We start from the raw sequence: 13,742 nt of genomic DNA, 5'->3' as shown, positions 1-13,742 counted from the left end.
GTGTACTACACGAGTAGTACAGAAGGGAGATTATATGAAATATATTAGTGAATTGATAGATATCGCAGGGAAATCTTATTTGAAGAAAATTTTGATTCTTATTGCGGTGGTGTTTATACTTTTGTTTTTTCAAGTGTATAGGTCATCATCTTCAAGTATAACGTTTATGAAAATGACACTCGCAAGCAGTACCTTTTACTTATCTTATATAGGGTTATTTGTGTTAATTCTATTTTTCATGCATAAAAGAAGATTCAAAAAAGTTATTCAAGAAGGATCTTTCAATCGTATTCGCTTATTACCCATTCCAAAGATGAGTTTGGTATATAGTGAGTTACTATTTGTCGGTTTTAGTTACGCTTTGTTATTTTGCGCGGTAGGATTGGCTTGGATACTTGGAAATGCACTTGCACATACATGGGATTTAAAGTTCTTGTTTTTGGTCACGACAGGAAATGAAGTGATGAAGGGATTAGCACCATTTACCATTATAAACTTTTGTAAGACACTTTTAATGTTTGGAATGTTGACCTATGTTACTGTGCTTATCTTGATGGCAAGTGCAGATACAGATACAAAGATAACGGTTTATATAGTTTTAATTATTTATTTCTTTATAAGTATGATAATCAATAATGTAACTGCGAGTCAGGCGTATCAACGAACACCTTACTATGTAACTAATATAGCACAGATCGTAGAGCTGCTAGGAATTATCCTATATTCCAATTATAAACTATATAAACTGTTTAAAAGGAAGGGGAGAGCATCATGAAGAAAATAATGTTATATTGTTTACCTATGGCAGTCTTTATATTGCTTATGATATGTGTAGCATTTATTCCGTCCAATCTTGATTTTGAGTTTAAAACTATAAAAGGAAATATATCGGATTTGAAAGATGTGGAATTCAACGTGGAATTCATAAATTCTATAGGGTATTCCGACACAAATACAACAGCAATACAAGTGAAAAATAAAGAAGGAAAAGTTAGTCATACGATGGAATATAACAAAGATTTGTATCAAGATTTTCGATCTGGAGAAAGTATAAGTACGAATTTAAATCCAGGCAATATCGTAGCTGCTAGATCATCTGATGGAGAGTGCAAAGTAGAAAAGATTCTAGAAAAAAATCCAGTTCCAATTATTTATACAGTTCACGATATGATAGATGAAAATGGAAAAACTTTAGAAATTGAAACTGATATGTCCTATCTAACTGGCGATCAGCACTCAATCTACAAATATAAAGTATCATGTAATGATGGATATTTTGAAGAGGGATATGAATCAGATTATAAAGATGGAGAAGGAGATCAAACTACGTATGATAAGTTGGAAAAGGCAAATGAAAATTTGTATTACTTTCTACCAACGACGAATTCTCTTATGTCTGGTAAAAACCATATATATAGAATAAGCATTGAAGATAAAAGCACAACAACAAATTCTTATCAAGTTAAGGCGAAAGTTTCTGATTTTGTAGAACTACCTGAAGGAAGATACTACGATAGACTCCTTCAAACGAAGGATCGAATATTTGTAGTGAGCCATATAGAAGATAAATCCTATCTTATGCAATATGATAAAGAAGGCAACTTCATCAATGAATTAGCTTATGATATAAAACTAGATGTGTCTTATTTAAAAAGTAACAATACATTCTTATTAGCTCAAACTCTCGATAAAGTTTACGTTATTGATCAAAATACATTAGAAATAATTGATACTTACGTAATACCAAAAGATAAAGAAGGTAATTCTAGCTATATAAGCGATATGATATATAAAAATAAGACTTTGTTCTTATTAATAGGAACACAAGTTAGTCTAGCAGACAAAGATGGTTCCTCTTATTATGAAACAATAGGTTATGAAGTTCAAACAGTGAAAGAGGGAAAGGTTCGTTATCGTGGAGTGTTAAATCTATATGATGCGGATGATTATAATGCCTCAAACTTATTCAATATATATCCTAACTCTGCTAGCTTCAAGAGGAATGAGTCATGAAAAAGCTCATATTAAATCAAATTAAGCATCGTTTCTGTAGAATGCGTAGTGTTTGGGTTCTTTATGGCTTGTTTGTGATTTTTGCTTTTCCAAGATCTTATTATTTTAATGAAGGTATAACTATAGATGTGGACTATGTACTATATCGAGATGATGCTAAGTTATTTTTGATGATTGCATTATTTCTTATCGTTGCACAATCGTTTAAACTTTATGCAGATTATAAAAGAGGGAGTATTCGTTGGAGTATTCTTACCAATAAGAAACAAGCATTCATTATTGGAGATGTATGTTTCATCGCAATGAGTGTTATAGCTTTGTATGTGATTTATGTAGTTTGTCTATGCTTTCAAATTGAAATGAAGTTGGAGGCATTAGATAAAGCGAAGGCATTTGTATACTTGGCGAAACCAAGTGTTGTACAAGTCATTCAACAAACTGAAATAACAAATCTTTTGATACCAATGAAGCTATCAGGTTATCTGCTGAATTTGTTGTTGTTGGTTATGGTCGTAGAGAATTGTGTTTGTTTATCGTTTGTTGCGATTAGAAGACGTATAAAATTGTTTGAAGTGATGTGTTTTATCGCATGTATTTTCATCTTGTACTATGCATTTCAAATAACAATTACTATAAACATTGTATTATGTATTATAGTAATTGTAGGTTGTTTTAAGTTGTGTATGACATTATGGAAGGAGGTTTCCGCATGTTAAAAATAGAAAATGTAAGTAAGTTATATTATCAAAATAAAGGAGTCCGTAATATGAATCTTGAAGTACGTGAAGGAGAGATTACGGGAATCCTAGGAAGAAATGGGTGTGGGAAAACCACACTGTTAAAAGCGATTTTAAATTTGGTTGCCATAGATGGTGGAAAGATTACATTCCATGATGATGCAGTGGATAAACAATATGATAAAGTTGCCTTTATCAGCGAAGAGGGAAGCTTTCTTCCGGCTATGAATGCATATCAATATGGAGATTTCTTGCGACGTTATTATGAAGCGTTTGATAGTGTGAAATATACAAAGCTATTGGAACGTTTTGAAATTGATGTATACGATAAAATAAAAAATTATTCAAAAGGACAACAGATGAAAGTGGAAATTGCGGCAGGATTTTCAATGAATGCCAAACTTATGATCTTGGATGAGCCTTTTACTGGGCTTGATGTATATGCGAAAGAAGATGTAATTAAGCTTTTGATTGAACAAGTACAGGATGATAAAGTCATTGTATTGACAACACATAATGTAGAAGAAATTGAACAAGTTGTAGATCGTTGTATATTGATGGAAAAGGGTAAAATTGTTGAGGATGTCATGATGGATGATTTATATGACAAAGGAATGGATATCAAGAAGCTGATGGATAAGTATCGGCCAATAAAATATTAGGATAATTTACTTGGGATTATGTGAAAATAAAGAAAATATTGCGAATACGAAGAATATTTAGGATTTTCGAATTCCATCTCGTATATATATATTGAAAGGGTATGTCCTTTCATAAGGAGGTATCACAATGGTGATTACGAGATGTAAAGAAGTAAATTTTTGTAATGATGTGTTTTTTAAGTATGCATTAAGCGCAGATGATGAAACGTCGATATTCATTCGACACTCCATTATTGAAGAACTCACAGGAATTCATCCCAAAGAAAGCAAAGTTTTAAATCCTATTTTGGATGCGAAGATTATTGGTAAAAAAGGAGTTGTTTTAGATGTTCATGTAAAGGATGAACAAAATAATGAATATGATATTGAAATGCAGACAACTTATATTGGAAGTATGGATAATAAAAGATTCCAATTGTATTTGACTAGAATGTTATCAAATCAGTTGAGAAAAGGGGATAATTACAAAAAGCTAAAACATGTATATCAAATAGTATTTGTAGATGCAGTTGCCTTATGTAATGAGAATTTAATCAATAAATATGAGTTAATGAATAAAGATGGAGATCCTATGGGTGGCGATTCTCTTTTGAAAAGTATTTTTATTCATTTGCCAGTTATCAATCGTATTGCGAAAGAAAAAGGAACCTTACATATGAGTGGATTTGAACAACTTTGTTATCTATTTAAAAACAGTGAGAATCGTGCTATACTGAAATCAGATGAAAGGTTGGTGAAAGCAATCATGGAAAAATATGAACACATGCAAGATGATGAAGATCTTTGGTCCATCGCAATGGCAATTGAAATGGGAGAAATGAGAGCGGAAAATCAGTTAGAAGAAAGAACTCAGATAGCTTTAGAGCAGGGTATGGAAAAAGGGATTGAAAAGGGAATAAAAGAGGGAATAAAAGAAGGGATAAAAGAAGGAGTAGCGAGAGGGCAACTTGAGAGCACACTTTACCTTATCAAGTTAAAATACAACCAAGATGAGACACAATGGCTTTCTACTAAAACAACAGATGAAATTCAAGCTATATTAGCATCCATACTAGAATGTGAAACATTGGATGAACTAAAAAGAAAATACTAATTAGAGAGTATGAGAGTAGGTGATTGCTTACGTTTCATACTTTTTTTATCACTACAGTTCAAGGTTACTAACATTACACGAAAACTTTTGTTTCAATGCGTATTCGATATGAATGCTAAATATTACGCATGATACTTAAGAAAATTTAAGATTATCGAGTTACAGAAAATAAAAACTCATGGTTTCTAGCAAGCTTTGATAAATAATCCTAGAAATATGCACGTTTCTTTATTTGAGAGGGGAAAATAAATATTAAGATTTATAAAAGGGGCACGTATTAGGAAAGATAATGCATTGCATAATATGTATTTATACCGTATGATAAGTATAATAGTATGGATGCTTATGAGGGGGATGGGAAAGTATATACCCGCTAGATATGCAAAGCAAAATTTTTTACTTCTTTATAAAATCTTTAGATAATCATAAAAGGATTCTTTAGAAAGTTTATTTATACTTAAAGGGAAGAAAATTGACTTGTGTAAATGCATGATTAGGTAAAAGATAATCATTTGCATAATCTGAAATTCGTAATGTACTATACAATAGGAGGAAAGAAATGGGAGTCTTAAAGAGAGCATGGATAAGCGTTTTACAACGAAAGGTAAACAGTATTATATTACTTGTGATTGTATTTATTTTGGCGAATGTATTATTGACAACGCTATCGGTAAATACATCAATTAAAAGTACAAAGGATAGCGTGTTATCACAACTATCACCAACGGTTTCTATTGATTATAATCAAGATATATGGTCAGAGGAGAATGTTAAGATACCCCCTCTTACAGCAGATATGGCAACAAAGCTTTATGATCGTACAAAAGATATCGTGAAGACGTTTGATTACTCACAATCGACTGGTTTAACTGCACCGAAGGAGTTTAAAGAAGCAGAAATTCTAACCAAAGAACAATTAGAGAAACTTCAAGGTGGTTTTAGTTCTGGGACATCCATGTCAGGGAATGGAATTGTACTTTCCATGATTGGTACACAATTATCTGTGAAACCTGAAGAGAGTGGAGAAGGTAAATTACTAAATGGCAAAGGGTTTAGTCAAAGTGACATAGAAAAAGGAAATTTTAAAGTATTGATTCCTAAGCAATTCGCAGAAACGAATGGTTTAGAAGTAGGTTCTAAAATGATTTTAAATTCTGAGATTTTTAACACAAAGGACTTTGAAGAGGTTATGCCTGAAAACGGAGAAGTCAAACCAGCAAAAATATTAAATTATGAATTTGAAGTAGCTGGGATTATAGAAATAACGAAGCTTGAAGAATTTTTAAAGAAGGCGCAATCTGGAGATATTAGCAAATTAGCAGATGAATACTTTCAACTTTCTTGGATGACAAACCAATTGTATGCACCAAATGCAGCGATAAATAAAATAAATGAAGAGACAATGGCAGCACATAATGAAATTAATCCAGAGCAAGCGGAAGAAAATGGAGAATCAAGTAATGCTTTTGTGGGCTATGTTCAACCACAATTTATATTAAAAGATATGAAATATTTGAAGGATTTTCAGGAAGAAGCTTTAGATATTTTCCCTGAAAAGAGCTATAGCATATTGAGTGCTTCAGATGCTTATGATGTCGCAGCGAAACCTTTAAAGACAATGGGAGGAATGCTAGATACAATTTTCATTGTTACAGTGGTTGCTAGTATAGTCATTTTGGCACTAGTTCTCTGTATATTTATGTATCTACGCCAAAAAGAAATGGGGATTTTCTTAGCATTAGGAGAACGTAAAACGAAAATTATTGGACAATTATTAGCGGAAACATTGATTGTAGCACTCATTGGTGCGTCACTTGCAATTTTTACATCCATTATATTTTCGAATATGTTAGCAGATAATGCAATGCAATCACTATTAGCTCCAAGCGATGATATGATTGGTGGCTTTATTTCATCAAGTAGCTCTTCACCCAATATTACGCCTGAAATGATTAGTCAACAATATAGTGGTGGTTTTGCAGTTTCCACCATATTGATCTTCTATGGAACAATGTTCGCGACTATTATTGTTGCACAATTCACAACTGTATTGTACTTATTACGTTTAAGTCCAAAGAAAATATTGATGTGAGGAGAAAGCAAATGAAAAATATATTAGAAATAAGTAACCTTGAATACTATTATCAAGATGGAGATGCAAAGAGATATATATTCCAAGACTTATCATATACCTTTGAGAAGGGTACATTTTATGCAATACTAGGGGAATCTGGTTCAGGAAAGACAACCTTATTATCCATTCTTAGTGGTATGGATAAACAAACCAATGGTGTTGTAAAGTATGAAGGAAAGGACATTCAACAAATTGGGTTGAACAGTTATCGTAGAAATAATGTAGGAATGGTATTTCAATCGTTTAATCTTGTGCCATATATGAGTGCGCACCAGAATTTACTTACAGCGATGAGTATTACCGATAATCAAATCAGTGATCAACAAAATGTTGCATATAATCTTTTAGATTTTTTAGGAATTACAAAAAGCAAAGCAAATCGACTAGTTACAAAGCTATCTGGTGGTGAACAACAGCGTGTTGCTATTGCAAGAGCATTGGCAACGGATGTGGATATCATTCTAGCAGATGAACCAACAGGTAATTTAGATACTACTACAGAAGAATCTATTATCAATATATTCAGTGTGTTAGCAAAGAAACATGAGAAGTGTGTAATTGTAGTGACACATTCCAAAGCAATTGCGAAACAAGCGGATGTCGTGATAAACTTGTCGAGTGAGGGATAATGTATGAGTGGATTTTTGAAGAAGTTTTCACAAGGAGAATATGACGGGTTTAAAAGTGAAACCAACGATACGATTCATCCATCATCAAACATAGATACGCAAGAAGAGCAAATCGAGGTAGAGCAACCAATAGAGGGAACCTATGAGGAATTCCTAGAACCACTTAGTGAAGAAACTCAAATGGTTGAGATTGAGAAAAATCCAAGTGTTATAAAAAAACCATTGGATGAACATGTTTTCCAGACAAGCAATACAAAAGAGGAACGGTTAATACGAGATGATGATCGAATAAAAAAGAGAAGAATTACAATGATTATTTCTCTTGTGATTATTATTGTAATATGCATAAGTGGATTCTTTATATATCAACAAGCAAATAAAATTACAGTTCCTAGTTTTGCTCTTGAAAAAGATTTGAATGAAGTAGAAGTATGGGCAGCGAAGAATAAAATTGAATTGGATTCAACAAGCGAATTTAGTATAAAAGCTGATGAAGGGATGATTATATCACAATCAAAGAAGAGTGGTACATCCGTTCAAAAAGGCAGTAGCTTTAAGGTAGTCGTTTCTAAAGGTGCCAATCCAGATGAAACCGTAAAACTTCCTGACTTCACAAAGATGAAGCTAATAGAAATCGAGGCTTGGAAAGATAAAAATAAAGCAAACAATGTCACGATAGAAAAGATATTTAATGAAGAAGTTGAAAGTGGTAAAGTCATCTCGGTCACATTCAAGACGGAAGGTATTGATGGAAGTAATTATCGAAGAAAAGATAAACTGACTATTATCGTATCCAAAGGAAAAGAAGTGTTTGAAAAAGATATTGTAGTTCCTGACTTTAAAAACAAATCCAAAGGAGAAGTAGATACTTGGGCTAGTGAAAAAAACGTAAAAGTTGAATATGTTGAACAAGGACATGCAACTATTATGGAAGGAAATGTAATATCTCAAGAGATTGCACCAAAGACAAAAATCGCAAAGAATGATACCATTAAAATTGTAGTATCAAAAGGGAAGATATCCTACGTACCTAATTTTAGTGGACTAGATGAAACACAGGCAACAATTGAGGCAACAAAACAAAATGTTCCAATTACTACGATTAAATATTATCATAATCAAGTTAGTGCAGGACAATTGATATCACAATCATTACCTGTTGGTACAGAAGTAAAAGGAGATACTGTTGTACTTATATATTCATCTGGAAAACCCTATATTGCGAACTATGATGGACAAGATCTATATGTACTTGTCCAAGCTATTCGTGAAATGAATGCGCAAGGTGCAAATATATCCTATGAAGTACAAGAAGTTGAATCAGAAGAACCAAAAGGCTCTATTATAACAGCAAGTGCAAAAGCGAATTTTGTTGATATTGGGACAAAAATCTATGTGAGCATTTCAAAAGGGAAGTAACTTTCATTAATGTATGACAGATAAAAAGTATGGTAGTGAGCAGTTGCTTACCAACCATACTTTTTTACATAATTTTAATCTTTTTGGTATAAATGTCTAGCAACATAAACACCACTTGCACTAGCATGTGATAGGGAGTGTGTTACACCACTACAATCACCGATAACGAATAATCCTTTATGTTTTGTTTCTAGGTTCTTATCGATTTCTACTTCTAAGTTATAGAATTTTACTTCTACACCATACAGTAAAGTATCATCATTGGCAGTACCAGGAGCAACTTTATCTAAAGCATAAATCATTTCGATAATATCATCTAATTGTCTTTTTGGGATGACTAAACTTAAATCTCCAGGAGTTGCGGATAAGGTAGGAGCTACAAAACTTTCACTGATACGTGAAACGGTACTTCTTTGTCCACGGATTAAATCACCAAAACGTTGAACGATAACTCCACCACCCAACATATTTGATAAACGAGCAATGCTTTCTCCATATTCATTACTATTCTTAAATGGTTCAGTAAAATGATTGCTAACTAATAATGCAAAGTTTGTATTCTCGCTATATAATGATGGATCATCGTAACTATGTCCATTTACAGTCACAATACCATTTGTATTCTCACTTACTACAACACCTTTTGGATTCATACAGAAGGTACGCACTTTATCTTGGAACTTTTCCGTACGATATACAATCTTACTTTCATATAATTCATCTGTAAGGTTAGAGAATATTTGATAAGGAAGCTCTACACGGACTCCGATATCAACGCGATTACTTTTTGTTTTGATACCTAATGATTCACAGATGTTACCCATCCATTTACTTCCACTTCTTCCAGTAGAAATGATACATTTGCTACCTGTAAAGGAAGCATCTTTACAATGTAATTTATATCCATCTTCCAATTTTTCTACTTTATCAATATGTGTATTAAAGTGAATATCAATTTTATCCTTTAATTGATCATATAAATTTTGTAGAACAATATAGTTAATATCTGTTCCTAAGTGACGTACACTTGCTTCCAGTAAGTGTAAATCGTTTTGCATACATAGTTTCTTTAAATGTGTATTGGCAGTAGAGTATAATTTTGTTTTCTCTCCTCCATTACTAGTGTTGATTTCATCAACATATTCCATTAAATCGATGGCTTCTTTTCTTCCAATATATTCATATAGAGTTCCACCAAACTGGTTTGTAATATTATATTTTCCATCGGAAAATGCACCAGCACCACCAAATCCATTCATAATTGCACAGCTTGGGCAGTTAATACAAGATTTAATCTTTACTCCATCAATAGGACATTTCCTTTTTTCTAACGGATTTCCTGCTTCAAATAAACCAATCTTCAATTCTGGATCAAGCTTTAAAGCTTCATAGGCTGAAAAAATTCCACCAGGACCAGCTCCAACAATCAATAAATCATAATTCATATCATGACCTCCTACAATGCTGTTCATTGTCTTACCTCGTAAATTAGGGTACGTTTCCTACGGTATTCTATCATATTATAATAAAAATGCTAGTGAAAAAGCAAAAAAATAATACATAGTTCTTTTTTTATCCTTTATGGAACAAATAAAAACCCTATAAATAAAGGGACTTTATATATAATACGAGAAACATAGTGGATTTATATTCCTCTTTCCTAAGCAAGGGGAAAAGGAATATTTGCACAACATTATAATTATACGTAAACTAAAAGTGTAACAAGTTGGTAAAACCAAAGTTGAAAGGAGAAATAACTTTGAAAACGCTACAAGACAAATTACAGAAATGGCTGTTTCCGATCGCCATGAAATTAGAAAAGCAAAAACATTTGCAGTCGGTAAAAGATGGGGTCATCGCAATTATTCCAATTATTATCATTGGAAGCTTCTGTATGATTCCTATCGGAATTGGAAATATGATTGGAGGAGGTGTAGGCGATTGGGTCAATGCTCATATTGATATCTTTAACTTTCCTACTTACTTTACCACAAACATTATGTCTTTATTCTCTGCATTCTTTATCGCAGATTCTTTGGCAAAACGTTATGATATGAAATCTTCCTTAATTGGGGTTTCTGCTGTACTTGTGCAGTTGATTCTATGTGTTGGATTAGGCGAAGGTGGATGGGATGTATCTTCCTTGGGAGCGGAAGGTCTGTTCGTTAGTATCATTGGATCTATCTTTGTTGTAGAAGTTACTCGTTTGATGGCTAAATATCATTTAGTATTAAAAATGCCAGATAGTGTTCCATCAATGGTTGCGGAAAGTTTCTCTATCTTATTCCCACTTGCAGTCAATGTGATTGTTGCTTCTACAGTGGCAATGTGTTGTACTGAGTTTGGAGGCACTGCTTTCCCTAAAATTATTATTAGTTTATTAGCCCCTGCTATTTCTTCAATGGATAGTGTATGGGCAGTAGCTCTTATCGTATTACTAACACAATTATTATGGGTGTTTGGACTTCATGGGGCTGCTATTACTTCAAGTGTTTGGGCACCGTTTGCAATTAGTTATGCAACACAAAATGCAGCTATGACAGCTGCTGGACAAGCACCAGAACATATCTTTACCTTTGGATTCTATTATGGTTTCTTACAAGTAAGTGGTTCAGGATTAACTTTATTGCTAGTCATTATGATGATGCGCTCGAAAGCAAAATCATTGAGCTCTATAGGTAAGATTGGTATTGTGCCATCTATCTTTGGTATCAATGAACCAATTATCTTCGGTGTACCAATGATTATGAATCCATTTATGTTTATACCATTTGTATTTGGTCCAGTTATTGTTTCTATTATTACATATCTATGTATGCAATATGGTTTAGTATCACTTCCTTTATGGGAAGCACCAGGCTTCTTGCCACCAGGCTTTCAGGCTTTCTTATTAACATTAGATTGGAAAGCAGCAGCTCTTGCGATATTCTCCGTATGTTTAATGGGGGTCTTCTATTATCCATTCTTTAAAGCCATGGAGGCAGATGAGCTTCGTAAAGAAAGAGAACTTGAGGCAGAAAATGCGGAAGCACAAAAATTAGCAGAAACAAAGAACTAGAACGGTTACAATAGGTTATAATGTAGTTATAATCTATGGAGGGATACGCTTATGTTAAGTGAACGCCAGAAGAAAATCGTCGAAATGATTTTAAAACATCCAAAGGGTGTCAATGCCACCAATATATCAAAAGAGTTAAGTGTGAGTTCAAGGACGATACGTAATGATATTGCTAGTATAAATGTTTGTCTTATGAATAATCACTGTATGATTAATTCTAGTAAGCGAGTTGGTTATTTCATTGTAGAAGATAGTGTTGAAAAAGTAAAAGATTGCATAACATTGATGGAGGCAATTGACCATAAGCAAATTGCCTCTACTCCAATGGAGAGAAAGTATTACATATTAGGACAACTCTTTCATCGAGAGAGTGTAAGCTTATATGATATTGCGAGTGAACTTTTCGTATCTGAACAAACGATATATAAAGACATTACATCCTTTCAAAAAAGTTTAAAAAAATTATTCCATTATGATGGATTGTTGTTGGAGAATGGTGAGCTTTGTTTAAAGTCTGATGAAGTCGCACTACGAACACTACTTTATCGCATTGTAAAAGAAGAAATTTATTTATCGAATAAATTAGTAGATATTCATTTATATCAACTCGTCAAAGACTTTATCGATGTGGAAGAAATTTATGATATCGTAGATTATATGAGTGGGTATTGTAAAACACATAATGTAAATATACCAGATCAAATGTTATTTGTTGTTAGTTGGATGGTACTCTTTACCATTACACGATGTGAAGATAAATGCTATATCAAAGAGCATGTACACCTGCAACATAACAATGAGCCTTTACATGCTATGCTACATACACTACTACGTGATTTGCATTACACCATGGAAGTAGAAGATATGTCCTTACTACAAAACTATATGGAGACACTAGGTTTATTTTCTAATCAAAACCCTTCCCTTCTTTCTACATCGAATGAAGCAATTGTTCATGAACTTGTAGAGCAGATGAAGAGTAAATATAATTTGGATTTTGAATCAATGCCTTCCTTATTTGAAAACTTTAAGAGCCATTTAGAGTTTGCGATCAAACGATTACTTATGGATTATCAATTGATCAATCCATTACTACAAGAAGTAAAAACAACCTATGCATTTGCTTATGAGATAGCGATGTTAATTGTGCCAATTGTACATAAGAAATATAACTTATATATGAAGGAAGATGAAATATCATTTTTAGCCCTTTACATTCAACCGTTTCTTAAAGTACAAAATACAAGTATTAAAGTACTTATTGTATATGGTACGACGCAAAGCTTCGCAAGTTTTATCGAAACATGGATTCATCAAGAATTTAAAGAACGTGTACAAGTGATGGGAAATGTTTCTACCTATCAATTAGAAGGAGAGATAAAGAATCAAAACGTTGATTTGATTATCAGTAACATTGCACTTGAAAAGAAACTAAATATACCTGTCATTGAAATACAACAGCTTCCTTATGAAGCTGATCGAGTACAGATTGAAAACTTTATATCTCGTCGAGCAATGTTATCACAAAGTGCATCCATCTTTCATAAGGTATTCTCAAAAGATAGAATCCTTATCATAGAAGAGGATATAAGTTATGAAGAGATTTTAAAAAGAAGTGCAACCTTATTAGAAAACCATCATAAAATAACAGATGCACCTCGATTTGTGGAGGATATCATTTCCCGAGAAAAAGTATATCCTACGCATATCGAAAATGGTTGTTTTATGCCTCACCCCTTGATGAATACAGCAAGTGAGGATGCGATTATGATGGTAATCGTAAAAAGTAACATCTTAAAAGATACAAACCCTGTATGTATTATGTTTGTATCTGCATTTGAACCAAAAATTGATGCGGATTTAAAGTATATATATAATCTAATCAATATGATTGCGACGACTCCAAGTTTGATTCAAATGTTATTGGAAATGAAGACACCAGAGGAAGTTATGGATTATCTTGAGAGAATTATACAAATCATGAAAGATTAAGGAGA

Annotated in this window: 11 protein-coding genes; 10 read left to right on the top strand and 1 reads right to left on the bottom strand. The window is 32.8% G+C overall.

The genetic code is table 11. The features are described 5' to 3' along the window. Positions 1-34: 34 nt before the first annotated feature. From ACWG0P_RS03865 to ACWG0P_RS03830, 8 genes are all read left to right on the top strand, one after another. Positions 35-775: a hypothetical protein gene (locus ACWG0P_RS03865; RefSeq protein WP_455800563.1), complete on the top strand. Its 741-nt coding sequence runs from the start codon at positions 35-37 to the stop codon at positions 773-775. Further along, positions 772-2,013, top strand: coding sequence for a hypothetical protein (locus tag ACWG0P_RS03860; protein WP_455800562.1), 1,242 nt, complete (start codon positions 772-774; stop codon positions 2,011-2,013). Before ACWG0P_RS03865 ends, ACWG0P_RS03860 begins: the two co-directional genes overlap by 4 nt. After that, positions 2,010-2,729, top strand: a complete 720-nt coding sequence (locus ACWG0P_RS03855; protein ID WP_455800561.1) for a hypothetical protein — start codon at positions 2,010-2,012, stop codon at positions 2,727-2,729. Before ACWG0P_RS03860 ends, ACWG0P_RS03855 begins: the two co-directional genes overlap by 4 nt. After that, the gene (locus tag ACWG0P_RS03850) at positions 2,723-3,412 is read left to right on the top strand and encodes an ABC transporter ATP-binding protein (RefSeq protein ID WP_455800560.1); all 690 of its coding nucleotides are present in this window, start codon (positions 2,723-2,725) and stop codon (positions 3,410-3,412) included. Before ACWG0P_RS03855 ends, ACWG0P_RS03850 begins: the two co-directional genes overlap by 7 nt. 127 nt (positions 3,413-3,539) lie before the next feature. Then, a complete protein-coding gene (locus ACWG0P_RS03845) occupies positions 3,540-4,505 on the top strand; it encodes an Rpn family recombination-promoting nuclease/putative transposase (RefSeq protein WP_455800559.1) in 966 nt (321 codons plus the stop codon). 559 nt (positions 4,506-5,064) lie between these two features. Then, a complete protein-coding gene (locus ACWG0P_RS03840; protein ID WP_455800558.1) occupies positions 5,065-6,597 on the top strand; it encodes an ABC transporter permease in 1,533 nt (510 codons plus the stop codon). A gap of 11 nt (positions 6,598-6,608) precedes the next feature. Further along, positions 6,609-7,268, top strand: coding sequence for an ABC transporter ATP-binding protein (locus tag ACWG0P_RS03835; RefSeq protein ID WP_455800557.1), 660 nt, complete (start codon positions 6,609-6,611; stop codon positions 7,266-7,268). Positions 7,269-7,271: 3 nt separating this feature from the next. Then, entirely contained in the window at positions 7,272-8,687 is a 1,416-nt protein-coding gene (locus ACWG0P_RS03830; RefSeq protein ID WP_455800556.1) for a PASTA domain-containing protein, read from the top strand. Between the two features lie 74 nt (positions 8,688-8,761). On the opposite strand, the gene ACWG0P_RS03825 is transcribed toward ACWG0P_RS03830, so the two are convergent. Continuing rightward, the gene (locus ACWG0P_RS03825) at positions 8,762-10,132 is read right to left on the bottom strand and encodes an NAD(P)/FAD-dependent oxidoreductase (RefSeq protein ID WP_455800555.1); all 1,371 of its coding nucleotides are present in this window, start codon (positions 10,130-10,132) and stop codon (positions 8,762-8,764) included. A 314-nt stretch (positions 10,133-10,446) separates the two neighbouring features. Between ACWG0P_RS03825 and ACWG0P_RS03820 the strand changes: the two genes are divergently transcribed. After that, the gene (locus tag ACWG0P_RS03820) at positions 10,447-11,745 is read left to right on the top strand and encodes a PTS sugar transporter subunit IIC (protein WP_455800554.1); all 1,299 of its coding nucleotides are present in this window, start codon (positions 10,447-10,449) and stop codon (positions 11,743-11,745) included. Positions 11,746-11,796: 51 nt separating this feature from the next. Continuing rightward, positions 11,797-13,737, top strand: a complete 1,941-nt coding sequence (locus ACWG0P_RS03815; protein ID WP_455800553.1) for a BglG family transcription antiterminator — start codon at positions 11,797-11,799, stop codon at positions 13,735-13,737. Positions 13,738-13,742 lie beyond the last annotated feature (5 nt).

It is taken from the genome of Amedibacillus sp. YH-ame6 (genome assembly GCF_053848845.1).
The sequence above is the reverse complement of the archived record's forward strand: the minus strand, read 5'-3'. Positions and strand labels throughout refer to the sequence as shown.